The organism is Streptomyces sp. NPDC012835, from assembly GCF_042900885.1.
Taxonomy (GTDB): Bacteria; Actinomycetota; Actinomycetes; order Streptomycetales; family Streptomycetaceae; genus Streptomyces.
Window position 1 is genome coordinate 281,099 of record NZ_JBIBBW010000009.1, and the last position, 26,115, is coordinate 307,213.

22 protein-coding genes and 1 riboswitch are annotated in these 26,115 nt (G+C 73.0%); of the genes, 12 read left to right on the forward strand and 10 right to left on the reverse strand.

Annotation, left to right across the window (positions count from 1 at the left end):
• Nucleotides 1–103 precede the first annotated feature (103 nt).
• A complete protein-coding gene (gene cobN, locus ACFY6S_RS30145) occupies nt 104–3,742 on the reverse strand; it encodes a cobaltochelatase subunit CobN (RefSeq protein ID WP_388828433.1) in 3,639 nt (1,212 codons plus the stop codon).
• 317 nt (nt 3,743–4,059) lie between these two features.
• On the opposite strand from cobN, the gene cobG reads away from it, so the two are divergent.
• Genes cobG through ACFY6S_RS30160 form a run of 3 tightly spaced genes read left to right on the forward strand, consistent with a single transcriptional unit; the run spans nt 4,060 to nt 7,825 of the window.
• Nucleotides 4,060–5,472 (forward strand): precorrin-3B synthase, encoded by a 1,413-nt coding sequence (gene cobG / locus ACFY6S_RS30150; protein WP_388828436.1) that lies wholly within the window; start codon nt 4,060–4,062, stop codon nt 5,470–5,472.
• A complete protein-coding gene (locus tag ACFY6S_RS30155; protein ID WP_388828439.1) occupies nt 5,469–6,119 on the forward strand; it encodes a precorrin-8X methylmutase in 651 nt (216 codons plus the stop codon). Before cobG ends, ACFY6S_RS30155 begins: the two co-directional genes overlap by 4 nt.
• Nucleotides 6,116–7,825, forward strand: a complete 1,710-nt coding sequence (locus tag ACFY6S_RS30160; RefSeq protein WP_388828442.1) for a precorrin-2 C(20)-methyltransferase — start codon at nt 6,116–6,118, stop codon at nt 7,823–7,825. Before ACFY6S_RS30155 ends, ACFY6S_RS30160 begins: the two co-directional genes overlap by 4 nt.
• Here the strand turns inward: ACFY6S_RS30160 and ACFY6S_RS30165 are convergent.
• On the reverse strand, nt 7,795–8,595 hold the full coding sequence (locus tag ACFY6S_RS30165; RefSeq protein ID WP_388828445.1) for a cobalt-precorrin-6A reductase: 801 nt from the start codon (nt 8,593–8,595) through the stop codon (nt 7,795–7,797). The genes ACFY6S_RS30160 and ACFY6S_RS30165 overlap by 31 nt on opposite strands.
• Between ACFY6S_RS30165 and ACFY6S_RS30170 the strand changes: the two genes are divergently transcribed.
• Nucleotides 8,594–9,784: a cobalt-precorrin-5B (C(1))-methyltransferase gene (locus ACFY6S_RS30170; RefSeq protein WP_388828447.1), complete on the forward strand. Its 1,191-nt coding sequence runs from the start codon at nt 8,594–8,596 to the stop codon at nt 9,782–9,784. The genes ACFY6S_RS30165 and ACFY6S_RS30170 overlap by 2 nt on opposite strands.
• Nucleotides 9,785–9,932: 148 nt before the next feature.
• Here the strand turns inward: ACFY6S_RS30170 and cobM are convergent, their stop codons facing one another.
• The 4 genes from cobM to ACFY6S_RS30190 form a co-directional block, all read right to left on the reverse strand.
• Nucleotides 9,933–10,709, reverse strand: coding sequence for a precorrin-4 C(11)-methyltransferase (cobM, locus tag ACFY6S_RS30175; RefSeq protein ID WP_388828450.1), 777 nt, complete (start codon nt 10,707–10,709; stop codon nt 9,933–9,935).
• Nucleotides 10,706–12,088, reverse strand: coding sequence for a precorrin-6Y C5,15-methyltransferase (decarboxylating) subunit CbiT (cbiT, locus tag ACFY6S_RS30180; RefSeq protein ID WP_388828453.1), 1,383 nt, complete (start codon nt 12,086–12,088; stop codon nt 10,706–10,708). Before cbiT ends, cobM begins: the two co-directional genes overlap by 4 nt.
• Nucleotides 12,089–12,316: 228 nt before the next feature.
• Nucleotides 12,317–13,180, reverse strand: coding sequence for a CbtA family protein (locus tag ACFY6S_RS30185; protein WP_388828455.1), 864 nt, complete (start codon nt 13,178–13,180; stop codon nt 12,317–12,319).
• A 23-nt stretch (nt 13,181–13,203) separates the two neighbouring features.
• Nucleotides 13,204–13,431, reverse strand: a complete 228-nt coding sequence (locus ACFY6S_RS30190) for a CbtB-domain containing protein (protein WP_388828458.1) — start codon at nt 13,429–13,431, stop codon at nt 13,204–13,206.
• A gap of 60 nt (nt 13,432–13,491) precedes the next feature.
• Nucleotides 13,492–13,579: riboswitch (cobalamin riboswitch) on the reverse strand.
• Between the two features lie 100 nt (nt 13,580–13,679).
• Here ACFY6S_RS30190 and ACFY6S_RS30195 point away from each other — a divergent pair.
• A complete protein-coding gene (locus ACFY6S_RS30195; protein WP_388828461.1) occupies nt 13,680–14,489 on the forward strand; it encodes a histidine phosphatase family protein in 810 nt (269 codons plus the stop codon).
• A gap of 175 nt (nt 14,490–14,664) precedes the next feature.
• Here the strand turns inward: ACFY6S_RS30195 and ACFY6S_RS30200 are convergent, their stop codons facing one another.
• Nucleotides 14,665–14,928, reverse strand: a complete 264-nt coding sequence (locus tag ACFY6S_RS30200) for a GlsB/YeaQ/YmgE family stress response membrane protein (protein WP_388828464.1) — start codon at nt 14,926–14,928, stop codon at nt 14,665–14,667.
• A gap of 467 nt (nt 14,929–15,395) precedes the next feature.
• Here ACFY6S_RS30200 and ACFY6S_RS30205 point away from each other — a divergent pair, with 467 nt between their 5' ends.
• A complete protein-coding gene (locus tag ACFY6S_RS30205; protein WP_388828467.1) occupies nt 15,396–15,917 on the forward strand; it encodes a GNAT family N-acetyltransferase in 522 nt (173 codons plus the stop codon).
• 264 nt (nt 15,918–16,181) lie between these two features.
• Nucleotides 16,182–16,919 (forward strand): Mut7-C RNAse domain-containing protein, encoded by a 738-nt coding sequence (locus tag ACFY6S_RS30210; protein WP_388828470.1) that lies wholly within the window; start codon nt 16,182–16,184, stop codon nt 16,917–16,919.
• A gap of 111 nt (nt 16,920–17,030) precedes the next feature.
• Here ACFY6S_RS30210 and ACFY6S_RS30215 read toward each other — a convergent pair whose 3' ends face one another.
• Complete coding sequence (locus tag ACFY6S_RS30215; RefSeq protein ID WP_388828473.1) at nt 17,031–17,570, reverse strand: hypothetical protein; 540 nt, start codon at nt 17,568–17,570, stop codon at nt 17,031–17,033.
• Between the two features lie 94 nt (nt 17,571–17,664).
• On the opposite strand from ACFY6S_RS30215, the gene ACFY6S_RS30220 reads away from it, so the two are divergent.
• Both ACFY6S_RS30220 and ACFY6S_RS30225 read left to right on the forward strand, forming a co-directional pair.
• On the forward strand, nt 17,665–18,018 hold the full coding sequence (locus tag ACFY6S_RS30220) for a YnfA family protein (protein WP_388828476.1): 354 nt from the start codon (nt 17,665–17,667) through the stop codon (nt 18,016–18,018).
• A 232-nt stretch (nt 18,019–18,250) separates the two neighbouring features.
• Nucleotides 18,251–19,024 carry an SDR family NAD(P)-dependent oxidoreductase gene (locus ACFY6S_RS30225; protein ID WP_388828479.1) on the forward strand — a complete coding sequence of 258 codons (774 nt, stop codon included), beginning with the start codon at nt 18,251–18,253 and terminating at the stop codon, nt 19,022–19,024.
• Between the two features lie 92 nt (nt 19,025–19,116).
• Here the strand turns inward: ACFY6S_RS30225 and ACFY6S_RS30230 are convergent, their stop codons facing one another.
• Complete coding sequence (locus ACFY6S_RS30230; protein ID WP_388828482.1) at nt 19,117–20,310, reverse strand: RtcB family protein; 1,194 nt, start codon at nt 20,308–20,310, stop codon at nt 19,117–19,119.
• 187 nt (nt 20,311–20,497) lie between these two features.
• Here ACFY6S_RS30230 and ACFY6S_RS30235 point away from each other — a divergent pair, with 187 nt between their 5' ends.
• The 3 genes from ACFY6S_RS30235 (at nt 20,498) to ACFY6S_RS30245 (ending at nt 24,092) form a co-directional block, all read left to right on the forward strand.
• Nucleotides 20,498–21,373, forward strand: coding sequence for a DUF3558 domain-containing protein (locus ACFY6S_RS30235; RefSeq protein ID WP_388828485.1), 876 nt, complete (start codon nt 20,498–20,500; stop codon nt 21,371–21,373).
• A 133-nt stretch (nt 21,374–21,506) separates the two neighbouring features.
• Nucleotides 21,507–22,379, forward strand: coding sequence for a DUF3558 domain-containing protein (locus tag ACFY6S_RS30240; protein WP_388828488.1), 873 nt, complete (start codon nt 21,507–21,509; stop codon nt 22,377–22,379).
• Nucleotides 22,380–22,517: 138 nt separating this feature from the next.
• Entirely contained in the window at nt 22,518–24,092 is a 1,575-nt protein-coding gene (locus tag ACFY6S_RS30245; protein ID WP_388828491.1) for a DUF2637 domain-containing protein, read from the forward strand.
• A 187-nt stretch (nt 24,093–24,279) separates the two neighbouring features.
• Here ACFY6S_RS30245 and lysS read toward each other — a convergent pair whose 3' ends face one another.
• The gene (gene lysS / locus ACFY6S_RS30250) at nt 24,280–26,061 is read right to left on the reverse strand and encodes a lysine--tRNA ligase (protein WP_388828494.1); all 1,782 of its coding nucleotides are present in this window, start codon (nt 26,059–26,061) and stop codon (nt 24,280–24,282) included.
• Nucleotides 26,062–26,115 lie beyond the last annotated feature (54 nt).

A 26,115-nucleotide genomic window follows, 5' to 3' on the forward strand; every position in this document is an offset into this window, starting at 1 on the left:
AGCGCAGAGAGAAGCCCCGTACGCCCGACGACCATCAGGCTCAACGCTCGGCCCCCGGCGCGCCCTCAGCTCAGGTGATCCTGCCCCGCGCCCCCGCCGCAGCTCAGTCGTCCTCCCCCTCCAGCTCCCCCTCCGTCTCCAGGAACACCTTCCGCAGCGCGTCCAGCACCTCCGGGTCCGGCTTCTCCCACATGCCGCGCGACTCCGCCTCCAGCAGCCGTTCCGCGATGCCGTGCAGGGCCCACGGGTTGGCCTCCTGGAGGAAGGCGCGGTTCTCGGGGTCCAGGACGTAGGTCTCGGTGAGCTTGTCGTACATCCAGTCCGCGACCACGCCCGTCGTCGCGTCGTAGCCGAAGAGGTAGTCGACCGTCGCGGCCAGCTCGAACGCGCCCTTGTAGCCGTGGCGGCGCATCGCCTCGATCCACCTCGGGTTGACCACGCGGGCGCGGAAGACGCGGGAAGTCTCCTCGACCAGGGTGCGGGTGCGGACCGTCTCCGGGCGGGTGGAGTCGCCGATGTACGCCTCCGGGGCCGTGCCCTTCAGGGCGCGGACCGTCGCGACCATGCCGCCGTGGTACTGGAAGTAGTCGTCGGAGTCCGCGATGTCGTGCTCGCGCGTGTCCGTGTTCTTGGCGGCGACGGCGATGCGCTTGTACGCGGTCTCCATCTCGTCGCGCGCCGGGCGGCCGTCGAGTTCGCGGCCGTACGCGTAGCCGCCCCAGACCGTGTAGACCTCGGCCAGGTCCGCGTCCGTGCGCCAGTCGCGGCTGTCGATGAGCTGGAGGATGCCCGCGCCGTACGTGCCGGGGCGGGAGCCGAAGATACGGGTGGTGGCGCGGCGTTCGTCGCCGTGTTCGGCCAGGTCCGCCTGGGCGTGGGCCCGTACGAAGTTGGACTCGGCGGGCTCGTCCAGCCCGGCGACCAGCCGTACCGCGTCGTCCAGCAGCCCGATGGCGTGCGGGAACGCGTCCCGGAAGAAGCCGCTGATGCGCAGGGTGACATCGACACGCGGGCGGCCGAGTTCCGCGAGGGCGACGGGTTCGAGTCCCGTGACCCGCCTCGACGCGTCGTCCCACACCGGGCGCACCCCCAGCAGCGCCAGCGCCTCCGCGATGTCGTCGCCGGACGTGCGCATCGCGCTCGTACCCCACAGGGAGAGCCCGACGGAGGTCGGCCAGTCGCCGTTGTCCGTGCGGTAGCGGGTCAGGAGCGAGTCCGCGAGGGCCTGGCCGGTCTCCCAGGCGAGCCGGCTCGGCACGGCCTTGGGGTCGACGGAGTAGAAGTTGCGGCCGGTCGGCAGGACGTTGACCAGGCCGCGCAGCGGCGAGCCCGACGGGCCGGCCTGCACGAAGCCGCCGCTCAGCGCGTGCACGACGTTGTCGATCTCGTCGGTCGTCGCCCCCAGCCGCGGAACGACCTCTTCCGCCGCGAACTCCAGGATCGCCGCGACCTGTTCGGGCCGGCCCGACGTCACGCCCGCCACGACACCCGGCACGGCCGCCGCGTCCCAGCCCGCGTCCTCCATCGCCTGGACCAGCGCACGGGCCGTGGCCTCGACCGCGTCCGCGTCCGCGCGGCCCGGCGCGGACTCGTCCAGGCCCAGCGCCTCGCGCAGGCCCGGCAGCGACGCCGTACCGCCCCAGATCTGGCGTGCGCGCAGGATCGCGAGGACGAGGTTGACGCGCGCCTCGCCCTCCGGCGCGCCGCCCAGCACATGCAGCCCGTCGCGGATCTGCGCGTCCTTGACCTCGCACAGCCAGCCGTCGACGTGCAGCAGGAAGTCGTCGAAGCCGTCGTCGTCGGGCCGGTCCTCGAGACCGAGGTCGTGGTCGAGCTTCGCCGCCTGGATCAGCGTCCAGATCTGGGCGCGGATCGCGGGCAGCTTGGCGGGGTCCATCGAGGAGATCGCCGCGTACTCGTCGAGGAGCTGCTCCAGGCGCGCGATGTCGCCGTACGACTCGGCGCGCGCCATCGGCGGTACGAGGTGATCCACCAGCGTGGCGTGCACGCGGCGCTTCGCCTGCGTGCCCTCGCCCGGGTCGTTCACCAGGAACGGGTAGATCAGCGGCAGGTCACCGAGCGCCGCGTCGGGCGCGCACGCGGCGGACAGCCCCGCGTTCTTGCCGGGCAGCCACTCCAGGTTGCCGTGCTTGCCCAGGTGGATCATGGCGTCGGCGCCGAAGCCGCCGTCGTCGGCGGGGGCCTGGATCCAGCGGTAGGCGGCCAGGTAGTGGTGCGAGGGCGGCAGATCGGGGTCGTGGTAGATCGCGATCGGGTTCTCGCCGAAGCCGCGCGGCGGCTGGATGAGGATCAGCAGGTTCCCGCGCCGCAGGGCGGCCAGGACGATGTCGCCGTCGGGGTCCCCGCCGTTCCCGACCCGGCTGCGGTCCAGGAACATCTCGCCGGGCGGCGGCCCCCAGTGCCGCTCGACGGACTCGCGCAGCTCGGCGGGGAGCTTCCCGTACCAGCGCCGGTAGTCGGCGGCCGGGATACGGACCGGGTTACGGGCGAGCTGCTCCTCGGTGAGCCACTCCTGGTCGTGGCCGCCGGCCTCGATGAGGGCGTAGATCAGCTCGTCGCCGTCGCCGGATTCCAGGCCGGGGACCTCTTCCGTACCGAAGTCGTAGCCCTGGCCGCGCAGTTCGCGCAGCAGCTCGACGGCGCTGGCGGGGGTGTCGAGGCCGACGGCGTTGCCGATGCGGGAGTGCTTGGTGGGGTAGGCGGAGAGGACGAGCGCGATGCGCTTGTCGGCGTTCACGATGTACGAGAGCCGCGCGTGGCGTACGGCGATCCCGGCGACGCGGGCGGCCCGCTCGGGGTCGGCGACGTAGACCGGCAGCCCTTCCTCGTCCAGCTCCTTGAAGGAGAAGGGGACGGTGATCAGCCGGCCGTCGAACTCCGGTACCGCCACCTGCGAGGCGGCGTCCAGCGGGGTCAGCCCCTCGTCGCTCTCCTCCCAGGCGGCGCGGCTGGAGGTCAGGCACAGGGCCTGGAGGATCGGTATGTCCAGCGCGGCGAGCGCGCCCGCGTCCCACGCCTCGTCGTCCCCGCCCGCCGACGCCTCGGCCGGCTTGGTGCCGCCGGCGGCCAGGACGGTGGTGACGATGGCGTCGACCCCGCCCAGCGCCTCCAGCAGCTCGGGCTCGGGGGAACGCAGCGACGACACGAAGATCGGGACGGCGCGGCCGTTCGCCGCGTCGATGGCGTCGCACAGGACGTCCACGAAGGCGGTGTTCCCGCTGAGGTGGTGGGCGCGGTAGTAGAGGACCGCGACGAGGGGGCGCTCGGCCCCGAGATCCGACGCCCCGGCCTTGCGGTGGGTCCGGCCCCAGGTCGGCGACGCGGCCGGCGGCTCGAAGCCGTGGCCGCTGAGCAGCACGGTGTCGGAGAGGAAGCGGGCGAGCTGCCCGAGGTTCTCCGGGCCGCCGTGCGCGAGATACGCGTGTGCCTCGGCGGCGATTCCGATGGGGACGGTCGACGCCTCCATCAGCTGCGCGTCGGGGGCCTGCTCACCGGTGAGGACGACGACGGGCCTGGGGCCCGCGAGAAGCTGGTCGATCCCGTCCTGCCAGGCGCGCAGCCCGCCGAGGAGCCGTACGACGACGAGGTCGACGCCCTCCAGCAGCGCGGGCAGCTCGTCGAGCGTGAGCCGGGCGGGGTTGGCGTACCGGTACGGGACCGGGCCGCCCGCCGCGCGGGCGCTGAGCAGATCGGTGTCGGACGTCGACAGGAGCAGAAGCATGCGGCGTCTGGCCTTCCTCGGGGTCCGCGCCCCGGGCGGGGTGAGTGGACGGCGGGAGTTCCTGACTCGTCCGGCGTCGCGTCGCGTCGCGCTGCGCTACGGCTGCGCGCTGCGCCACGTCGCCGGGCTCACAGTGGCGGGACCGCGCCGGGTTCGCACCGGGCTTCCTCCCCAAGACGCCGTCGCTGGCGATGGCGGCGGGCCGTGGAACCCGCCGTCTGCATAGTAAGTGCTGAGGTCACGGGCAGGGAGGGCGCCTGTCGTGGAGAGCGGAACGGCAGGTGGGACGGGAGGGCTACGTGGGTATGCTCGCGGCCATGCCGCCCACCCCGCCAACACCCGCGAACCGGGACGAAGCCCCCGACCGGGCCGCCGGCACGGCTGCCGCCCCGGCCGCCGCGCGTACGGCGGCCGCGCCCGTGCGCGAGCGCGGGGACGCCTGCCCGGGGGCGCTGCGGCTGCACGCGGCGGACGACGGCCGGCTGGCCCGACTGCGGCTGCCCGCCGGATATCTGACGTACCGTCAGGCGCAGGCCCTGGCGACGGCGGCCGAGCGGCTGGGCGACGGCCACCTGGACATCACGTCCCGGGGGAACGTCCAGCTGCGGGGGCTGGCCGCCGACTGCGGCGGCGAGCTGGCGGAGCTGCTGCACGAGGCGGGCCTGCTGCCCTCGCAGGAGCATGAGCGGGTACGGAACATCGTGGCGTCGCCGCTGTCGGGCGTGGACGAAGTCCCCCCGGCGGACGTCTTCTTGTGGGCCCGCGAGCTGGACGCGCTGCTGTGCGCGAGCCCGGCGGCGACCGCCCTCTCGGGCCGCTTCCTGTTCGCGCTGGACGACGGCCGGGGCGATGTCGCGGGCCTCGGCGCGGATGTGACGTTGCTCGCACGACGGGACGGCACGGCGACCGTCCATACCGGCACATACCGCCCTGGGTTCTCGGTCGCCGCCGCCGACGCCCCGCGCGCCGCGCTGCTGGCGGCGGAGACATTCCTCACGGTGGCGACGGCGAGCGGCTCGGGCGCGTGGCGGGTGGCGGAGCTGCCCGCCGAACACGGCCGGGCGCTGTCCGGGGCGGTGGCGGCGCGGCTGGCGGAGGCGGGGATCGGAGCGGGCATCGCGACGGAGGCGGGGTACGGGCCGGAGGCCGCGCACAGCCGCGCCGAACCGCCCGCCGAACCTCCCGCCCCCGGCCTCGTGCACTCCCCCGACGGGACGGCGGCGGTGTCCGTGTACCCGCCGCTGGGACGGCTGAGCGCGGCACAGTGGCGACAGCTGCTTCCCGTGACCGGTACGGCGATACGGCTGACGCCCTGGCGCGGCGTGATCGTCCCCGGTCTCGACCCGGCCGCCGCGAGCCGCCTCCTCGACCGCCTCCGTACCGCCGGACTGATCACCGCCCCCGACTCCCCCTGGCACGGCGTCGGCGCCTGCACGGGCCGGCCCGGGTGCGCGAAGGCGCTGGCCGACGTACGGTCCGACGCCGCCGAGACCCTGCGGGCGGTGCGCCGCGACGCGCTCCCCGTCTACTGGTCGGGGTGCGCGCGGCGCTGCGGCCATCCGCAGGGTGACCACGTGAACGTGATCGCGACGGCCGGGGGCGACTACACCGTCTCCGTCACCGGGCCCGTACCCGTACCCGCGTCGGAACTCGCCGCGACAGTGGCGGCGGCACGCACCCCCAGAGCCGCGACGACGACAGCGACCGCAACGACAGCAGTGACGAGATGAGCGAGACCGGAGTGTCCACAGTGTTCGACTACGAGAAGGACGGCGCGGAGATATACCGCCAGTCCTTCGCCACCATCCGCGCCGAGGCGGACCTCGCCGGGCTGCCCGCCGACGTCTCCCAGGTGGCGGTGCGGATGATCCACGCCTGCGGCATGGTCGATCTCGTCCGCGATCTCGCCTTCACGCCCACCGTGGTGGCCCGCGCCCGCGAGGCGCTGCGCGCGGGCGCACCGATCCTGTGCGACGTCTCGATGGTCGCCAGCGGCGTCACCCGCAAGCGGCTGCCGGCCGGCAACGACGTCGTGTGCACCCTCTCCGACCCCGCCGTCCCCGCGCTCGCCGCCGAGATGGGCACCACGCGCAGCGCGGCCGCCATGGAGCTGTGGCGGGACCGGCTGGAGGGCTCCGTCGTGGCCGTCGGCAACGCGCCGACCTCCCTCTTCCGGCTGCTGGAGATGATCGAGGCGGGCGCCCCGCGCCCGGCGGCCGTCATCGGCGTACCGGTCGGCTTCATCGGCGCGGCCGAGTCCAAGGACGCGCTGGCCGCGCACCCCTCGGGGCTGGAACACCTGGTCGTACGGGGGCGGCGCGGCGGCAGCGCCATCGCGGCGGCGGCCATCAACGCGATCGCGAGTGAAGTGGAATGACCGAGAACAGCAGCAGCGCCGGCAGCGACAACGGGCCCGGCGCGGACGGCACAGCGCGCACGGACGGTACGACGAGCACGGACGGCACGGCACGCACGGACGGCACGACGCGTACGGACGGCACGGCACGCACACACGGCACGAGGCGTACGGACGGCACGGACCGCCCGTACGGCGAGTCCGGTGTCGGCCGCCTGTACGGGGTCGGCCTCGGCCCCGGCGATCCGTCCCTCATGACCGTACGGGCCGTCCAGGTCATCGCCGAAGCCGATGTGATCGCGTACCACAGCGCCCGCCACGGCCGTTCCATCGCGCGCTCCATAGCGGCCGGGCATCTGCGCGCGGACCACATCGAGGAGCCGCTGGTCTACCCGGTCACCACCGGTACGACCGACCACCCCGGCGGCTACCAGGGCGCGATGGACGAGTTCTACGCCGAGTCCGCCGCCCGGCTCGCCGCGCATCTCGACGCCGGGCGTACGGTCGCGGTGCTCGCCGAGGGCGATCCGCTCTTCTACGGCTCGTACATGCACATGCACAAGCGGCTCGCCGACCGCTATCCGACCGAGGTCGTCCCCGGTGTGACCTCGGTGAGCGCCGCCGCCGCGCGGCTCGGCGCCCCGCTGGTCGAGGGCGAGGAGGTGCTGACGATCCTGCCCGGCACGCTGCCCGAGGAGGAGCTGACGGCCCGGCTGGCGTCCACGGACTCGGCCGTCGTGATGAAGCTCGGCCGCACCTTCCCGACCGTGCGGCGGGCGATCGACCGGGCGGGGCGGCTGGCGGACGCGCGCTACGTCGAGCGCGCCACGATGAGCGGCGAGCGGACGGGCGCGCTGGCCGACACGGACCCGGATTCCGTGCCGTACTTCTCGGTGGCGGTGCTGCCGAGCCGGGTGGACGCGAAGCCCCCGGCCGGGCCGGACAGCGGGACGGGCGAGGTGGTGGTGGTCGGTACGGGCCCGGCCGGGCCGCTGTGGCTGACGCCCGAGACACGCGGCGCGCTGGCCGCCGCGCAGGACCTGGTGGGCTACACCACCTATCTGGACCGGGTGCCGGTCCGGCCCGGCCAGGAGCGGCACGGTTCGGACAACAAGGTGGAGTCCGAGCGCGCCGAGTTCGCCCTGGACCTGGCCCGGCGCGGCCGGCGCGTGGCCGTCGTCTCGGGCGGCGACCCGGGCGTCTTCGCCATGGCCACGGCGGTGCTGGAGGTGGCGTCGGCCGACCCGTACCGGGAGATCCCCGTACGGGTCCTCCCGGGCGTGACCGCCGCCAACGCGGCGGCCGCGCGGGCCGGGGCCCCGCTGGGCCACGACTACGCCGTGTTCTCCCTCTCCGACCGGCTCAAGCCGTGGGAGGTCATCGCGGAACGGCTGCACGCGGCTGCGGGCGCCGATCTGGTGCTGGCCCTCTACAACCCGGGCTCCGGCAGCCGCACCTGGCAGGTCGGCAAGGCCCGCGAACTGCTGCTGGAGCACCGCGCCCCGGACACCCCGGTGGTCGTCGCGCGCGATGTGGGCGGCGCGGGTGAGCGGGTACGGATCGTACGGCTGGCGGAGCTGGACCCGGCCGAGGTCGACATGCGGACGATCCTGATCGTCGGCTCCTCGCAGACGGTGACGGTACGACGGGGCGGCGAGGAGGGCGGGGGCGAGGAGATCGTCTGGACGCCGCGCCGCTACCCGGAGAGCGGCTCCGCCGAGAAGTGAGCCAGCCACTCCACCGCGTCCTCGACGGTCCCGGCGACGGCCACCCCCTCCGGCACGGGCGGCCGTCGCACGACCACGACCGGAATGCCCGCCTCGCGGGCCGCGGTGAGCTTGGGCGCGGTGGCCGCGCCGCCGCTGTCCTTGGTCACGACGACGTCGACGCGATGACGGCGCAGGATCTCGCGCTCCCCTTCGAGGGTGAAGGGCCCCTTGTCCAGCAGGACTTCCGTCCGAGCGGGACAGGGCGGCTCCGGGGCGTCCACGGACCGTACGAGGAACCAGGGCTCGTCGAGGTGCGCGAAGGCGGCCAGCCCCATGCGCCCGGTGGTGAGGAAGACCCTGCGGGCGCCGAGCGCGCGCAGCGCCCCGGCGGCCTCCTCCAGGGAGCCGACCGTACGCCAGTCGTCGCCGGCGACCGGCTCCCAGGAGGGCCGGCGCAGCGCGAGCAGCGGAACACCGGCGGAGGCGGCGGCGCGGGCCGCGTTCCGGCTGATCGTCGCGGCGAAGGGGTGGGTGGCGTCGACGAGGGCGTCCACGCGGTGCTCGCGCAGCCAGCGCTCCAGCCCGTCGGCGCCCCCGAACCCACCGACGCGCACCTCCCCGGGCGGCGGCACGGGCCGGGCGACGCGGCCCGCGAGGGACGTGGTGACGCGGAAGCGGGTGGGGCGGGCACGCCCGTGAAGGGTCTCGGCCAGTCGGCGCGACTCGGTGGTCCCCCCGAGGATCAGCAGGTGGGGCGGCTGTGCACGGGTCACAGGGAGGTCTCTCATGGCTGAAGGGGAACGGGTCACGGGCGCGCGGGACGCGGGCGGACAGGGTACGGGCGGACGCGTCGAGGGCGGACGCGGCACGGGCGGACAGGGTACGGGCGGACGCGACGCCCAACTCAAGCACACGGGTCTGCGCCACGGCTGGACGACCGGTGCGTGCGCGACGGCCGCGACGACAGCCGCCTACACAGCCCTGCTGACGGCGGAATTCCCCGATCCGGTGACCATTGAGCTGCCCAAGGGCCAGACGCCGTCCTTCGCGCTGGCGACGGAGGAACTCTCCGCCGGATCCGCCACGGCGGCCGTCGTGAAGGACGCGGGCGACGACCCCGATGTCACTCACGGCGCCCTGATCCGCGTCACCGTCCGCCCGCTGCCGCCGGGCACGGGCGTGGTCTTCCGCGCGGGCGCCGGCGTGGGTACGGTGACCCGGCCCGGCCTGCCCCTGGAGGTCGGCGAACCGGCCATCAACCCCGTACCCCGCGAGCTGATGCGCACCCACGTGGCCCGGGTCGCGGCCCGGCACGGCGGTACGGGCGACGTCGAGATCACCGTCTCCGTCGACCACGGCGAGGAGATCGCCCGCTCCACCTGGAACCCCCGCCTCGGCATCCTCGGCGGGCTGTCGATCCTCGGCACGACGGGCGTCGTCGTCCCGTACTCCTGCTCCGCGTGGATCGACTCCATCCGCCGGGGTGTGGACGTGGCCCGCGCGGCGGGCCGTACCCATGTGGCGGGCTGCACCGGCTCGACGTCCGAGAAGACGGTCCAGACGATCCACGACCTCCCCGAGGACGCGCTGCTGGACATGGGCGACTTCGCGGGCGCGGTGCTGAAGTACCTGCGCCGGCACCCGGTCGACCGGCTCACCATCTGCGGCGGCTTCGCCAAACTCTCCAAACTCGCGGCGGGCCATCTGGACCTGCACTCGGCGCGCTCCCAGGTCGACAAGGGCTTCCTGGCGGCCCTGGCGACGGAAGCGGGCGCGCCCCCGGCTCTCGCCGCTCAGGTCGCCGTGGCCAACACGGGCCTGGAGGCGCTGCGCCTGTGCGAGTCCCAGGCGGTGCGGCTGGGCGACGCGGTAGCGGCAAGGGCCCGCGACGAGGCGCTGGCGGTGCTGCGGGGGGCGCCGGTGGAGGTGGACGTGATCTGCGTCGACAGGGCGGGGGCGGTGGTGGGGCGGGGGTGAGGAACGTCAGTGGAACCAGACCCCCCGTGACCCCACGCGCCGCCCACGCCCACCGCGCGGCCCGCGCCCACCGCGCCCGCCGCGCCGCCCGCACCCGCCCTCACCGAATCCGGCATTCGGCCCGGCCCGGCCCGGACCCGCACAAGCCTCAGCGCCCCTGACCGCCGCCACACCCGTCGTCCCCGCCCCGGTCCCGCTCCGCCGAGTACAGGTGGCTGTCACGGAACTGCTCCGCGCCCAGCGTGCGGCCCACCATGATCACCGCCGTGCGGACCACGCCCGCTTCCTTCACCCGGTCCGCGATGTCGGAGAGCGTGCCGCGCAGGACGAGTTCGTCGGGGCGGCTGGCCATCACCACGACAGCCGCCGGGCAGTCGGCGCCGTAGTGCGGGAGGAGTTCGGCGACCACCCGGTCCACGTAACGGGCCGCCAGGTGCAGCACCAGCAGCGCGCCGCTCCTGCCGAGCGTGGCCAGGTCCTCCCCCGGCGGCATCGGGGTGGCCTGCTGGGCGACGCGGGTGAGGATCACCGTCTGGCCGACCGTCGGTACGGTCAGCTCACGCTTGAGCGCGGCGGCCGCCGCCGCGAACGCGGGCACCCCCGGGACCACCTCGTACGGAACGCCCGCCGCGTCCAGCCGCCGCATCTGCTCGGCGACGGCGCTGAAGACCGACGGGTCGCCGGAGTGGAGGCGGGCGACGTCGTGGCCCGCCCTGTGCGCGGCCACCAGCTCCGCCGTGATGCCGTCCAGATCCATCCGCGCGGTGTCGATCAGGCGCGCGTCCGGCGGGCATTCGGCCAGCAGCTCGCGCGGGACGAGACTGCCCGCGTACAGACAGACCCCGCACTCCGCCAGCCGTCGCGCACCGCGCACCGTGATCAGGTCGGCGGCGCCGGGGCCGGCGCCGATGAAGTACACCGTCATCGTTCTTCTCCTGAGAAAGCTGCGGAAGAGGCGGTCTTCGTCACGGCCCACTGCGTCACCGGCATCGCCTGCCGCCATCCGGTGAACCCGCCCACCGGCACCGCGTGCGCCACGGCCAGCCGTACGAGGTCCCCGCCGAAACGGCGGTACCACTCGGCCAGCAGCGCCTCGGACTCCAGCGTCACCGTATTGGCCACCAGCCGCCCGGACGCCGGCAGCGCCTCCCAGCAGGCGTCCAGCAGGCCGGGCACGGTGAGTCCGCCGCCGATGAACACCGCGTCGGGGACCGGAAGTTCCGCCAGCGCGGCGGGCGCGGAGCCGGTGACGACCCGCAGTCCTGGCACACCGAGCGCCCGCGCGTTGCGGCCGATGCGCTCGGCGCGCGCCGGATCACGTTCCACGGACACCGCACGGCAGGAGCGGTGCGTACGCAGCCACTCCACCGCGATCGAGCCGGACCCGCCGCCCACGTCCCAGAGCAGCTCCCCGGGCGCGGGCGCCAGCGCGCCCAGCGTCGCGGCGCGCACATGGCGCTTGGTGAGCTGGCCGTCGTGCTCGTAGGCGTCGTCCGGCAGTCCGGGTACGGCGCCGAGGCGCCGCGCGCCCGGCGCCCGCAGGCAGTCGAGGGCCACGATGTTCAACGGGTCGCCGGCGGGCTCCGCCCACTCCTCGGCGCGGCCTTCCACACACCGTTCGCGGTCAGCGCCGAGCTGTTCGAGCACGCGCAGACGACTGGGCCCGTACCCCCGCTCGCGCAGCAACCGCGCCACTTCGGCCGGTGTGCCCGCCCCCGCGCTGAGGACCAGCACCCGGCGCCCGTCGTGCAGCGCGGCGGCCAGCGTCTCGGTGGGGCGGCCGACGAGGGTGACGACCTCGGTGTCCTCCACCGGCCAGCCGAGCCGTGCGCAGGCGTACGAGACCGACGAAGGATGCGGCAGCACCCGCAGCGCCCCGCCGCCCACCACGGCGGAGCCCGCTTCCCCGGAGCCCGCGGCCCCGGAGCCCACGGCCCCGGAGCCCGCTTGCCCGCAGCCCACCGACTCGGTGCCCGCCGCTCCGGTGCCCAGCACCTCGGCGAGGGCCCGCCCGATCCCGTAGAACATCGGGTCCCCGCTGGCCAGCACGGCGATCCGCCGTCCCGCGTGAGCGGCCAGCAGCCCGGGAACGGCCGGGCGCAACGGTGACGGCCACGCCACGCGCTCGCCTCCGCACTCGGCGGGGAGCAGCGCCAGCTGACGCGGGCCGCCGATGACCACCTCGGCCGAACGCAACGCCTCCCGGGCCGGGGTGGCCAGCCCGCTCCAACCGTCGGCGCCGATGCCGACAACGGTCACCGGCGGCGCGGAAGACGGTACGGCGGACGGCGCAGTCGGCGGCACAGCGGAAGCCGCGGGGGCCGCGGGGACCTCGTGGGGCGGGACACTCACTTCCGTACACCTCTGAGCTGGGAGAAGACCGACCCCGAACTCTACTGGCCGCCGTCTCGCCCGCCCCTCGCCCACTGCCGCCTCGCCCGCCCGCCGCCGCGCGATGTGGCCGGGGTCGGCAACCGACCCCGGCCACAAGCGCGAACGGGCGAACGAGCGAACGAGCCAACAGGCGACGGCTCAGCGGGACGACCCGGCGACCTCCGACGCGACGCCGGCCGCGTCTTCCCCGCTCGCCGCCCGGCCGGGCCGCCCCGGCCGGAGCGCCCCGTCGGCAAGCGCGCCGAAGATCAGCCCGAAGGCCGTCCACAGCACCGCCTGCACGGCGATCGACGACAGCCTGAACTCCCAGAGCAGCGCCGCGGGGAAGGTCTCCGGGATGGCGTCGGTGTTGGCCGGAAGCACCAGACAGGCCACAGCCACGGCCACGACATAGCCGCCACCGGCGGCGAGCGACGCGTTCCAGTTGCCCAGCCTCGGCGCGAGCCGTTTCCCGACGATGATCGCGGCGACCGCCAGCAGGACACTCAAGAGGATCATCAAGAAGTACAGCGCGGTGCGTCTGCCGATGGTGTCCGGATCACCGACCGCCGGCGGGTTCGCCGGATACTTCAGGAACGGCACCAGACAGACCGTGACAAAAGCGGCCCCGGCGATCATCGCCGCTGTGGCCCTCGGCCCGAACCGGCCGACCCGGCCCAGGCTCACGGCGAGGACCAGCGAGGCGATTCCGCCCACGGCCACCCCGTACACCAGCACCCCGGTGGCCAGTCCGAACGTCGACTGCACCGGCCTGCTGACCAGCTCCTCCTCCCCGTCCCCGTGATCGTGTGCGTGTGCCTGTTCCTGCGGCTGGGCAGCGGCTGAATCCTCGTCCCCGCCGCCGTGCTGATGCGCCGGCGCGGAGTTGGCCTCCTCCTGCGCGATCGAGTCCCGTACGGAGGGCTCGCCCGCGAAATAGGCCAGCGCGAACGCGAAGAGTCCGGCCAGCACGCCCGCGATCATGCCGTGGACCAGGAGGTTTCTGACGGTGGAGGCATGCATGCGCGTGATCTCCGTCGTCGGTGTCAGTGGCAGGGGAAGCCGAGGAGGTGACGGCCGTCATGCACCCACTCGTGCACCCCCGCCCCCGAGAACACCGACGTCGCGCCCTGTTCCGCGCCGACGAAGTAGAGCAGGACCAGCATCAGGGTGCCCACGAAAACGGCCCACGGCAGCACGGCCCGCAGCGGAAGCGGGGTCACCGGGGTATCGGCGGCGGGAGAAACGACCGGGTGCGTTATGGACTGAGCCATGGCACAACCTCCTTGGGGAACTCGCGTCCCATCGAGTGGAGCCCGTACGACGGCCATCGGGTCTGACTCACCGCGCTCCCCTCGCGCGACGCGCGAGCGGATCCCGGCATACAGTGGCGCGACCGTGCCGGACTCTCACCGGACTTCCGTCTCGCCGTCGTGGATATCGACGTGAAGGTACCGCGAACCGGCAGGTGGGCCAAGAGGCCCTCTCGCATCCCCGGCCCCGAAGGGGTTGGCTTCGGCGCATGACCACAGCACACACGGCGCACCTGACGACGCGAGTCCTGCTCATCTCCCCCGCCATGAGCACCGCCCTGCGCGAAGCCCGCTTCCCCGGTCCGACCGGGGACGACGATCTGGACGCCACCGGTCTGCGCCAGGCCGAGGCCGTACGGGAGGACTTCCCGCGCGCAGCCGTCGTGCGCGTCTCCCCCACGCGCCGCTGCCGCAGCACCGCTCAGGCGCTCGGGCTGACCGCCGGCCCGCTGACAGGGCAGGCACGGAAAGGCGACCCGGCACCCGACGCACACGAACCGGTCGGCCACCTACCGGTCGGCCACCTACCGGACAGCTCGGCACCGGACGGCCCGGCTTTGGACAGCTCGACCTCGGACGGCCCGGCTTTGGACAGCTCGACCTCGGACGGCCCGGCGTCGGACGGCCTCGCACCGTGCGCCATGGGCCACTGGCAGGGCAGGACCCTGGACGAAGTGGCCGCAGCCGACCCTCAGTCGGTGGCCGCCTGGCTCTCCGACCCGGCCGCGGCGCCGCACGGCGGCGAGTCCCTGCTCGACTTCCACGTACGTGTCGCCGCGTGGCTGGAGGCAAGCGCCACCGACGAAGGGGCCTCCAGGGAATCCGGGCACTCGGCGGGCTCGGGCCGGCGCGTCATCGCCGTGGCGGAACCGGACGTCATCCGCGCCGCCGTGGTCCACGCCATCGGCGCGCCCCCGTCGGCGTTCTGGCGGATCGACGTACGCCCGCTGTCCGCCACCGAACTCAGCGGGCGGAACGGCCGCTGGAATCTCCTCAGCGGCCGTCCACTGCACACCTGATCCACTGAACGTCTGATCTGAGCTGCACACCTGATCCGACTGCACACCTGTCTGACCGCGCACCTGATCCGACTTGCACATCTGATCCATCGGTCCACCACACCCGAGGCGACCTCGCGTGCCCGCCCCGGCCGCCGCGAGGCGGCCAGGCAGCTGGGCCGCGAGCCCCCGAGAGTCAGCCCCGGCCCTTCACCCGGTCCAGCGCGGCGACACCCACCGCGGCGAGCCCGATCTGAATGATCAGCTCGATCCAGTCGAAGCCCTTGGTGTCCGCGACCCCGAACGCGGCCGCGACAGCCGTACCGATCAAAGCCGCGACGACGCCGACCAGAATGGTCAGCAGCACGCCGATGCGCTGCCGCCCGGGCACCACGAGCCGACCCAGCACACCGATGACGATGCCGACCAGAACGGCCGTGATGATGCTGGAGATCTCCATGTCCCCTCCTCCTTGCGCAACCGCTACGGACAGTGGTGCATGCCAAGACGTCTGCCCGCCCCGCACCGGTCCAGTCCCCCGTTGCGAGAGTTCGCCAAACCGGTTTAGTCGACGCCCACCGAGGCACGCCGACGATTCCGGCGGGGGTCCCGTCCGGTGAGCGCCAGTCGCTCACCGCTGATGCCCCGGACGACGGCGACGGTACGGTCGGCCGCCACCCCGCGACCCCGTTCGGAGCACTACTGGCCCCCGACCGGGACACCACTTGACTCACCGACGGCTCATCGACCGGGACCTGACCCGGCCCCACGGCGTTTACTGAGGTCACCGGCGCGGGCGCAGGCGTGGGCCTGGCACTCCGCACCCGCTTCACCGCGCCGGTCGGCGTGCCGTCGACCGCGTACGGCCGCGCGGAGGCAGGGCCTCCGGGCCCACGGTTGTCGTACCCGCGTCCTAGAGTGCCCGACATGGAGTCCACGACACCGTACGTTCGGCTCGCCCCCTGGTCGGAGGGCGATATCGGCCTGCTCCGCGCGGCCAACGCACCCGAGCTGATGCACCACCTCGGCGGCCCCGAGACCGAGGAGCAGTTACTCAAGCGGCACAAGCGGTACGTGGACCTGAGCGCCGACCGGAAGGGCAAGGGGCAGATGTTCCGCGTCGTGCTGCCGCCCGACGACGAGGCGGTGGGCACGATCGGGTTCTGGGAGCGGGTCTGGCAGGGCCGGAAGGTGTACGAGACGGGCTGGGCGGTGCTCGCCGCGTACCAGGGCCGGGGCATCGCCGCCGCTGCTGCGGCGGCGGTCGTGGACCGGGCGCGGGCCGAGGGGAAGCACCGCTATCTGCATGCCTTCCCGTCCGTCGACAACCCGTCGTCGAACAGGCTGTGCCGCAGGGCGGGGTTCACTCTCAGGGACGAGTGCGACCTCGAATACCCGGTGGGCCGCCCGATGCGCTGCAACGACTGGCGACTCGACCTGCGCGCCTGACGGGACGGCAAGGACGGCCGCCGAGCGGGACGGCCCGGGAGGGGAAGGCGCCCCAGGGGCGCAGGTGACCCCGGAGTGGGGCAGGGCCGGCGCGGACGGCGAAGGAGACGAAGACGGCGACCGGTCCGCTCCGGGCGCCCGACCCGCGTGCCCGCTCCGGGCGCCCGACCCGAAGGCCCGACCTGGGGGCCCGACCTGGGGGCCCGAAGGCCCGAACCGGCAAACCCGTGGCCCCCGGCAGGCCCCCGGTGACATCCTGGCAGCGTGAACGGACCCGAGATCCAGATCGATTTCGCCGCCGAACTGCGCCTGTTCGTCCCGGCCGAGCGGCGTCAGGGACGTACGGCCGTCCTCACCGACGGCTCGTCCACCCTCGGCCACGCGGTCGAGTCGCTCGGCATCCCGCTCACCGAGGTCGGCCCGCTGCTCGTCGACGGCCGCGAGGTACCCGTCTCGCACATCCCGGCGGCGGGCGAATCCGTCGAGGTACGCGCCGTGCGCCGGCCGCAACGAGTGCCCGGCGCTCCCCTGCGCTTCCTGCTCGACGTCCACCTCGGCACCCTCGCCCGCCGGCTGCGGCTGCTGGGCGTGGACGCGGCGTACGAGAGCGAGGACCTCGGCGACCCCGCGCTGGCCACGCTCTCCGCCGCCGAGCGCCGGGTGATGCTGTCCCGGGACCGCGGGCTGCTGCGGCGGCGCGAGATCTGGGCCGGGGCGTACATCTACAGCGACCGCCCCGACGACCAACTCCGCGACGTACTGGCCCGCTTCGCCCCCGCCCTCGCGCCCTGGACCCGCTGCACCGCCTGCAACGGCCCGCTGAGCCCGGCCGACAAGGAGACCGTCCAGGGCCGGCTGGAACACGGCACCCAGCGGGGGTACGACGTCTTCGCGCAGTGCGCGGCGTGCGAGCGGGTGTACTGGCGGGGCGCGCACCACGCGCGTCTCGCGGCCATCGTCGAGGACGCGGTACGGGAATTCGGCGACGGCGCCGCCGCCTGACCACCGGCCCGCACACCGGCCCCGCACTGCCGCACCGTGGCCTCGGAACCATGGCTCAGAACCGCAGGCTCAGAACCGCGATCTCAGAACAGGGCGCTGAGAACCGGGCGCTCAGAAGGCGTACGCGTCCCCCGTGGCCGGCACCAGCACCCGATGCCGGTGGTTCTCCGGGTTCTGGTCGCTCGCGCCGCCGTTCCAGGCGGTGTCGACCCGTACGACGACCTCGGCCGGATCGCCGTCCAGCTCCAGTTCGAGCACGGTCTCGCGGCTCCTGACGACCGGCCGGAGCTGCCCCGTACGGCAGAGCACCGTCCGGTCGCCGCCCCACAGACAGTGGGCGGGCAGCGCCTGGCCCGGCGCGGCCGGGGCGGAGAAGTCGATCCGTACGGTCGCGTCGGCCAACCGGGAAGGCCCGTGGTTCTCGGACTCCAGCCGGACGGTCAACCGGCCGCTCCACAGGGAGACATGGCCGTGGTGGGAGAGGTCGGCCTCGGCCACGGCCCCCTTCCCCGAACGGGCCTCCGCAGGGCTCCCCGCGCGGGAGGCGCCCCCACCGGGCCCGCTGGACGCGGCGGGACTCGAACCCGCACTCATCACCACCGCCGTGGCGGCGGCCACCATGACCCCCAAGGACGTGCGCATCACAGACATGGCCGGAACATACCGATCATCACACCGCGAATCCGGCCACGCACCGCTTCGGTGCGCTCCGATCACCCGAACACCGGCATGACAGGCTGTCCGCATGCTCGTCCTCCGCTCCGTCGCCCTCTTCCTCGTCGCCGCCGTCTTCGAGATCGGCGGCGCCTGGCTGGTCTGGCAGGGGGTGCGCGGCGACGGCTCGGGCGGCGGCGGGCGCGGCTGGATCTGGATCGGCGCCGGGGTCATCGCCCTGGGCGCCTACGGCTTCGTCGCCACACTCCAGCCGGACGGCGAGTTCGGCCGCATCCTGGCGGCGTACGGCGGAGTCTTCGTCGCGGGCTCGATCGCCTGGGGCATGGTGGCCGACGGCTACCGCCCGGACCGCTGGGACGTCACAGGAGCGCTGGTCTGCCTGGCCGGGATGGCGCTGATCATGTACGCGCCGCGCGGCCACTGAGGACGGCCACACCCCGGACACAGGCCACTGACCACCGGACACCGGCCACCGGACACCGGCCACCGGACACCGGCCACCGGCCACTGACCACCGGCCACCGAGGACCGCCGCGCCCGGAGCGCCTCCGTTCTCCGGACACCTCGGACCGCGCCCGGAGCGCCCGCCTATCCTGGCCATGAACGGATCAGACGTTTCTACGATCTACACACCGCTCTGCGCGAGGAGATACGCCATGACCGCCCCGGCCACCCCCGTCGCCGTCATCACCGGAGCGAGCAGCGGTATCGGCGCCGCCACCGCACGGCAGCTCGCGGGCGCCGGTTACCACGTCATCGTCACCGCCCGCCGCAAGGACCGCATCGAGGCCCTCGCCGCCGAGCTCACCGCCGCGGGCCACCGCGCCACCGCCCGGGCCCTCGATGTCACCGACCGCGCGGCCGTCGACGCCTTCGCCGCCGGGCTGAGCGACCTTCCCGCCGTGAACGTCCTGGTCAACAACGCCGGCGGCGCCCTGGGAGCCGACCCCGTGGCCACCGGCGACCCGGCCGACTGGCGCCGGATGTACGAGACGAACGTCATCGGCACCCTCAACCTCACCCAGGCCCTGCTCCCCGCCCTCACCGCGAGCGGCGACGGCACGGTCCTGGTGCTCTCCTCCACGGCGGGCCACGGCACCTACGAGGGCGGCGCGGGCTACGTGGCCGCCAAGCACGGCGCCCACGTCCTCGCCGAAACCCTCCGCCTGGAGATCGTCGGCACCCCGGTCCGCGTGATCGAGATCGCGCCCGGCATGGTCAAGACCGAGGAGTTCGCCACCACCCGCTTCAACGGCGACACCGAAAAGGCTGCCAAGGTCTACGCGGGCGTGGCCGAACCCCTCACCGCCGAGGACGTCGCCGACTCCATCACCTGGGCCGTCACCCGCCCCAGCCACGTCAACATCGACCTCATGGTGATCCGCCCCCGCGCCCAGGCGTCCAACAGCAAGGTCCACCGCGAGCTGTGACGCCGGGAGCTGTGACGCCGGGAGCGGGGCGCCGGGGCTCGCACCCCGGCGCGCGGGCCCACGGCCTCTCGGCCGGTCGCCCCACGCCCTGATCAGCCCTTGACGCACACGACCTGCCGCAGCTTCTCCACCACCTCGACCAGATCCCGCTGCTGGTCGATGACCTGCTCGATCGGCTTGTACGCGCCCGGGATCTCGTCCACGACGCCGGAGTCCTTACGGCACTCCACCCCCCGCGTCTGGTCCTCCAGATCCTTGGTCGAGAAACGGCGCTTCGCCGCGTTGCGGCTCATCCTGCGTCCCGCGCCGTGCGAGGCCGAGTTGAAGGCCGCGGTGTTCCCGAGCCCCTTGACGATGTACGTGCCGGTGGCCATCGATCCCGGAATGATCCCGTAGTCCCCCGAGCCGGCGCGGATCGCCCCCTTACGCGTGACCAGCAGATCCATTCCGTCGTAGCGCTCCTCGGCGACATAGTTGTGATGGCAGCTGATCTCCTGCTCGAACGTGACCCTGGCCTTCTTGAATTCCCGGCGGATCACATCCTTCAAAAGCCCCATCATGATCGCGCGATTGTGCTTCGCGTATTCCTGCGCCCAGAACAGATCGTTCCGGTACGCCGCCATCTGCGGAGTCTCCGAGATGAAGACGGCCAGGTCACGATCGACCAGCCCCTGGTTGTGCGACAGGCTCTGCGCCACGCCGATGTGGTACTCGGCCAGCTCCTTGCCGATGTTCCGCGAGCCCGAGTGCAGCGTGAGCCAGACACCATCACCGGAATCGACGCTCACCTCCAGATGGTGATTTCCGCCTCCGAGCGTTCCCATCTGCTTAGTGGCGCGTTCCTGACGGAATTTGACCGACTCGGCAACCCCGTCGAACCGTCCCCAGAACTCCCCCCACCCCGCCACCGGGAACCCGTGCAGCCGCCCCGGGTCCACCGCGTCGTCGTGCATGCCGCGCCCCACCGGGATCGCCTGCTCGATCCTGGAGCGCAGGCGGGACAGGTCGCCCGGGAGATCGTTCGCCGTGAGGGACGTCTTGACCGCGGACATTCCGCAGCCGATGTCCACCCCGACCGCCGCCGGGCAGACCGCGCCCTGCATCGCGATGACCGAACCGACCGTCGCACCCTTGCCGTAGTGCACGTCGGGCATGACAGCGAGGCCCTTGATCCAGGGCAGCGTGGCGACGTTCCGGAGCTGACGCATCGCGCCGTCCTCGACCGTCGCGGGGTCGGCCCACATCCGGATGGGTACCTTCGCGCCCGGTATCTCTACATACGACATAACCCCTCGATTCCCCCGAAAGTCCAGAAAGCGCAAAAACCGGAGCCAGAAGCGTCATAGAGGACGACCGACCAGCGTCAACGGCATCGCGTGCGATAGACATTGTGTCCATCAGCCGCCTCGGGGCGGCAACCAGTTTTCGCGCGGAGCCCCGCGCGTCACCCCGTACAGAAGGGAGCCCGGGACCGTGCAGCCAAAGGCGCGCCACGCTTTCGTCCCCGGCCTTGCGGCGCTTCTCGTGGTGGCCGTGGCCGGCTGCTCGGGCGGCAGTGACGGCGACGGTTCGGCCTCCGACTCCAAGCCGGGCGGGCCCACCACCGCCACCGCCGCGCAGCCCGGCAAGTACCGCACCCTCCGGGAAGCCTGCGGAACCGTGTCGCGCGCCACGATCAAGGAGATGCTCCCCGGCACCGCCGCGCTCCCCGAAGCCCAGCAGACCAAGGCTTACCGGGGCACGCCCTCCGTCACGTACGACACGGACCGCCGCGTCGGATGCAGTTGGAAGGCCGACGCCACCTACGCCTCGCACCAGTTGGTGGTCGACGTGGAACGCGTGGTGTCGTACGACCCGGCCGTGAGCGACGCCGACCGGGCGCAGGAGGTCTACGCGAAGCAGCAGACCGCCGCCGACCTGCCCCTCCCGGGACGCGATGACCGTACGGACGGCCCGGCCTCCAGGACGCCCAGCGGCTCGCCCTCCGGCAAGGGCGGCGCATCCGACTCCGGCAGGGACTCCGACTCCGGGGCCAGGACCCAGACCGCCCCTGCCACAGACGGCGCCACAGACGGCGCCTCCGACAGTGCCTCCGGCACCCCCGACGGTCTTGAGCCCCGCGTCCTGGACGACCTCGGCGACGCCGCCTTCATCGACGACGTCCTCGCCCGGTCCGGTTCGGCCGCCCAGCGCCGCACGGTGAGCGTGGTGTTCCGCACATCGAACGTGATCGTGACCGTCCGGTACAGCGAGCAGCCGGCCCGCTCCTCCGCCGTCCCGGACAGCGAAGAACTCCAGGAAAAGGCGCGGAATCTGGCCAGGAAGCTCGTCGACCAGCTCAACGCCTGACGCCCCGCGCGCGGCCTCACCGACGAGGGACCGGCTACGGATCACCGGCCCGCGAACCCCGTTCGCCGGTTACCGTGGCCGATCGGACCGTACACCCCGGCACACCCGGCGACTGAAGGAACACTGAAGGACCATGCACCGATCAGCCTCGCGACTCACCCGCATACTCGCCTGCGCAGCCGTTCCGGTGATGCTCGTCGTCGCCGGCTGCTCGTCCGACTCCGGTGACAAGAGCGACGCGGAGGGCTCCTCCACGAGCCCGACCGCCGCGCCGTCCCCGACCGTCGTCCCGGCCAAGTTCACCGGTCTCCCGGACGCGTGCAAGACGATCAGCCGCAAGACGGTCGAGTCGCTCGTCCCGAAGGCGAAGTCCAAGGGCGGCACGGCCGGGACCTCCAGCGACACCGCCACCCGGGGCAGCTGCTCCTGGAACGGTCTGGACGACAACGGTGTGAAGGGCTCGCAGTACCGCTGGCTCGATGTCTCCCTCCGGCGTTACGACTCCGACGCGACCCTCGGCAGCGGCGCCAAGCGCGCCGACGAGTACTACGCGAAGGAGATCGACGGGGCCCGGGGCACGGAGGGCGCCAAGAACGTCAAGGCGGCTCCGACGACCGGCATCGGGGACCAGGCGACCACGGTCACGTACTCGCTCAAGAAGTCCAGCGCGGACTTCTCGTACGCCACGATCGTGACCCGTACGGAGAACGTCGTCGTCACCCTCACCTACAACGGCGCCGGTCTCGCGGGCGCCAAGTCGCCCGGCATCGAGGAGCTGACGAAGGACGCGGTCAAGACGTCGAAGGAGGCCGTCGCGGCGATCGCCGCCGACTCCAAGAGCAGCGACTCCAAGGACGACGGTTCCAAGGACGACGGCGCGAAGTCGAAGGACAGCGACTCGAAGGACAGCGACAGCAAGGACAGCGACTCGAAGGACAGCGGCAGCTCCGAGGGCGTCGGAGCGAGCCCCGGGACGTCCTCCTCCAGCGGCTCCAAGACCGAGTAGTACGGCACGCGCGGGCGGGGGGCGGCTCCCCCGCGCCGCGCGCGTCCGTACACATGTGCCAGGCTGTGCCCGCCAGATGCCGAGTACGGCGTCGCACCCGGCCCTACGGGCGGGTCCGCACAGGGAGGGGATTCGCGGGTGGCCGCGATGCAGCTGACACGCACGCACCGCATACTCATCGGGGTCGTGGTCTTCGGAGCGGTGATCATCGCCGCCATCGGGTTCGCGGGGTCCTACGCCGCCGTGCGCGAACTCGCCGAGCAGAAGGGCTTCGGGGATTTCGCGCTGGTCTTCCCGATCGGCATCGACGCGGGTATCTGCGTCCTCCTCGCGCTGGATCTGCTCCTCACCTGGATGCGCATCCCGTTTCCGCTGCTGCGTCAGTCGGCCTGGCTGCTGACCGTGGCGACCATCGCGTTCAACGGCGCGGCTGCCTGGCCCGACCCGCTCGGGGTCGGGATGCACGCGGTGATCCCGCTCCTCTTCATCGTCTCCGTCGAGGCCGCGCGGCACGCGGTCGGCCGGATCGCGGACATCACCGCGGACAAGCACATGGAGGGCGTGCGCCTGACCAGGTGGCTGCTCTCGCCCGTACCCACGTTCAAGCTGTGGCGCAGGATGAAGCTGTGGGAGCTGCGGTCGTACGAGCAGGTCATCAAGCTCGAACAGGACCGCCTCATCTACCAGTCGCGCCTCCAGGCCCGCTTCGGCCGCAACTGGCGCCGGAAGGCGCCCGTCGAGGCGCTGATGCCGCTGCGCCTGGCGAAGTACGGTGTGCCGCTGGCCGATACGGCGCACTCCGGGCTGGCCGCCGCCGGTATCGAACCGATGCTGCTGCCCGCGCCGCCGCAGCCGGCGCCGCAGGCCGCGTCGCAGCAGACGCCCGTGTCGCTGCCCGTGGCCAAGGTGGCCGAACTCCCGCAGGGCCAGAGCCGGGAAGAGAGCCGGGCCGAGGGTGAAGGCGAGGGCGCGGCCCAGCACCAGGGCCGAATACCCACGGACGCCCCGGCCGGGGAACAACCGCAGCGGGAGCCCCAGGGGCAGCCGCAGGAGCAGGGACAGCAGCAGCCCCAGGGACAGCAGCAGCCCCCGGGGCAGCAGGACGGGCGGCAGGACCAAGCGCAAGGTCAGGACGCTCCACAGAATCCGCAGACTCAGCAGAATGAGCAGCAGGAGCAGGAGCAGCTCCCCGCCCAGGCCACCACTCCCGCTCCCGAGGTCAGCCCATGGTTCGCGGCGCCTCTCGTGCAGGAGGCGGCCTACGAGGGCGCGTACAACCCCGCGTACAACCCGCCGCAGAGCGAGAGCCCCGATCAGGCGCAGATCATGGTGCCCTCCGGCCCCGGCCGCAGCCGCGCGCTCGGCCGTATCCCGGGCCAGAGCCAGGGCCCGCAGCAGCCGGACCTCGTCGACGAGGGCCCGGCCTCCACGACGGGTTCCTTCGCGCTCCCCGGCCAGGACCAGCCCGAGGAACTGCCCGTTCCCGGCCTCCCCGACGGCCTCAGCCGCGAGGACGCTTACTACGGCGCCTTCCGCAAGTACGTCAACGAGAACGGCGACTTCCCCAACGGCCGCCAGTTCGGGCTGTACTTGATGGATCTGTACGGTCTCAGGGGACGCAACGGCGGCCCGCTGAGCGAGAGTTCGCTCCGGACGCATCTCAGGAACTGCAAGGACCGCTACCAGTCCGAGATGGACGAGTACATCGCGTGAGGGACAGGGGCGGAGATCCCCGTCCGCCCCCGCCCGGCCGCGGACCGTACGGACCGGACCGCGCGACCGGGCGGACCGACCCGCCCGGCCCGCCCGTCCGTAGCGCCCCCGGCCACCGGACCGCGAAGGGCCCCGCCCCGGTCGCGTCGTCCGACCGGGGCGGGGCCCTCTCCGCGGGTCGCCGGGGTCAGGCCCCGAGCAGCGTGCGCACCCGGTCAGCCCCCACAGCGAGCAGCAGAGTCGGCAGCCGGGGGCCGGTGTCACGGCTCACCAGCAGGCGGTACAGCAGCGCGAAGAAGGACCGCTGGGCCGTCTTCAGCTCAGCCGTCGGCTTGGCGTCGGGGGCCAGCCCGGCCATGACCTTCGGTACGCCGTAGACCAGGGTGCTCAGACCGTCCAGCGACCAGTGGCTGTCCAGGCCCTCCAGAAGCAGCCGCAGCGACTCCCGGCCCTGCTCGTCCAGCGAGCCGAGCAGCTCCCGGTCCGGCTCGTCGCGCACGATGGTCCTGGCCTCGGCCGGGACCTGGCTCGTGATCCAGTTCTCCGCGCGGTCGAGGCGCGGGCGCGCCTCGTCGAGCGAGGTCAGCGGATGGGCCGGGTCCAGCTCGCTGAGGATGCGCAGCGTCTGCTCCTCGGCGCCCGCCGTGATGTCCACGACCGAGGCGATGGTCCGGTACGGCAGCGGGCGCGGCGTGCTCGGCAGCTCGCCGGCCGCTGTGCCGACGGCCCGCGCGTAGGCGGCGGCGTCGGCCGGGAGGACGGAGCCGTCGGCGACCTTGCGCTCCAGCGCGTCCCACTCGTCGTACAGCCGCTGGATCTCCTGGTCGAAGGCGATCTTGAAGGACTGGTTGGGCCTGCGGCGCGCGTACAGCCAGCGCAGCAGCGGTGCTTCCATGATCTTCAGCGCGTCCGCCGGGGTGGGGACGCCGCCCTTGCTGGACGACATCTTCGCCATCCCGGAGATGCCGACGAAGGCGTACATCGGGCCGATCGGCTGCACTCCGTCGAAGATCTCGCGCACGATCTGCCCGCCGACGACGAAGGACGAGCCGGGCGAGGAGTGGTCGACGCCGGACGGCTCGAAGATCACGCCCTCGTATGCCCAGCGCATGGGCCAGTCGACCTTCCAGACCAGCTTGCCGCGGTTGAACTCGCTGAGCGCCACCGTCTCCGAGAAGCCGCAGCTGTCGCAGGTGTACGTCAGCTCCGTCGTCGCGTCGTCGTAGGCGGTGACGGTGGTGAGGTCCTTGCCGCAGCCGCCGCAGTACGGCTTGTACGGGAAGTAGCCGGCGCTGCCGCCGCTGCCGTCGTCCTCGGCGGCGGCGCCGGAGCCCTCGGCGGCCTCCAGCTCGGCTTCCTCGGCCTTCTTCTGGCTCTTGGGCTGCGTCTTCGGCTTGTCCTTCGTCCGGTAGCGGTCGAGGATCGCGTCGATGTCCGCGCGGTGGCGCATCGCGTGCAGGACCTGCTCGCGGTAGACGCCCGACGTGTACTGCTCGGTCTGGCTGATGCCGTCGTACTCGACGCCCAGCTCGGCGAGCGCCTCCGTCATCGCGGCCTTGAAGTGCTCCGCCCAGTTCGGATACGCGGAGCCCGCCGGGGCCGGCACGGAGGTCAGGGGCTTGCCGATGTGCTCGGCCCAGGACGAGTCCGTGCCGGGGACGCCCGCGGGCACCTTCCGGTAGCGGTCGTAGTCGTCCCAGGAGATCAGATGGCGCACTTCGTACCCCCGGCGGCGGATCTCGTCCGCGACCAGGTGCGGGGTCATGACCTCGCGGAGATTCCCCAGGTGGATGGGGCCCGAGGGGGACAGCCCCGACGCGACCACCACCGGTTTGCCGGGTGCACGACGCTCCGACTCGGCGATGACATCGTCCGCGAAACGGGAGACCCAGTCGGCCTCGGTGCTCGGAGCCACGATCGGCACGTCCCTCTTCTTTCTCGTACGCCCAACAAAACCGGCGAGGGCCATTCTCCCAGGTCCACGCGACAGAGCGAAAATGGCTTGTTACCGCGTGGGATACTG

Bases quoted from the DNA above. Each gene is read 5' to 3' on its own strand.
- cobN (WP_388828433.1), bottom strand. From the start codon at position 3,742: ATGCTTCTGCTCCTGTCGACGTCCGACACCGATCTGCTCAGCGCCCGC.
- cobG (WP_388828436.1), top strand. From the start codon at position 4,060: ATGCCGCCCACCCCGCCAACACCCGCGAACCGGGACGAAGCCCCCGAC.
- ACFY6S_RS30155 (WP_388828439.1), top strand. From the start codon at position 5,469: ATGAGCGAGACCGGAGTGTCCACAGTGTTCGACTACGAGAAGGACGGC.
- ACFY6S_RS30160 (WP_388828442.1), top strand. From the start codon at position 6,116: ATGACCGAGAACAGCAGCAGCGCCGGCAGCGACAACGGGCCCGGCGCG.
- ACFY6S_RS30170 (WP_388828447.1), top strand. From the start codon at position 8,594: ATGGCTGAAGGGGAACGGGTCACGGGCGCGCGGGACGCGGGCGGACAG.
- ACFY6S_RS30165 (WP_388828445.1), bottom strand. From the start codon at position 8,595: ATGAGAGACCTCCCTGTGACCCGTGCACAGCCGCCCCACCTGCTGATC.
- cobM (WP_388828450.1), bottom strand. From the start codon at position 10,709: ATGACGGTGTACTTCATCGGCGCCGGCCCCGGCGCCGCCGACCTGATC.
- ACFY6S_RS30185 (WP_388828455.1), bottom strand. From the start codon at position 13,180: ATGCATGCCTCCACCGTCAGAAACCTCCTGGTCCACGGCATGATCGCG.
- ACFY6S_RS30190 (WP_388828458.1), bottom strand. From the start codon at position 13,431: ATGGCTCAGTCCATAACGCACCCGGTCGTTTCTCCCGCCGCCGATACC.
- ACFY6S_RS30195 (WP_388828461.1), top strand. From the start codon at position 13,680: ATGACCACAGCACACACGGCGCACCTGACGACGCGAGTCCTGCTCATC.
- ACFY6S_RS30200 (WP_388828464.1), bottom strand. From the start codon at position 14,928: ATGGAGATCTCCAGCATCATCACGGCCGTTCTGGTCGGCATCGTCATC.
- ACFY6S_RS30205 (WP_388828467.1), top strand. From the start codon at position 15,396: ATGGAGTCCACGACACCGTACGTTCGGCTCGCCCCCTGGTCGGAGGGC.
- ACFY6S_RS30215 (WP_388828473.1), bottom strand. From the start codon at position 17,570: ATGTCTGTGATGCGCACGTCCTTGGGGGTCATGGTGGCCGCCGCCACG.
- ACFY6S_RS30220 (WP_388828476.1), top strand. From the start codon at position 17,665: ATGCTCGTCCTCCGCTCCGTCGCCCTCTTCCTCGTCGCCGCCGTCTTC.
- ACFY6S_RS30225 (WP_388828479.1), top strand. From the start codon at position 18,251: ATGACCGCCCCGGCCACCCCCGTCGCCGTCATCACCGGAGCGAGCAGC.
- ACFY6S_RS30230 (WP_388828482.1), bottom strand. From the start codon at position 20,310: ATGTCGTATGTAGAGATACCGGGCGCGAAGGTACCCATCCGGATGTGG.
- ACFY6S_RS30240 (WP_388828488.1), top strand. From the start codon at position 21,507: ATGCACCGATCAGCCTCGCGACTCACCCGCATACTCGCCTGCGCAGCC.
- lysS (WP_388828494.1), bottom strand. From the start codon at position 26,061: ATGGCCCTCGCCGGTTTTGTTGGGCGTACGAGAAAGAAGAGGGACGTG.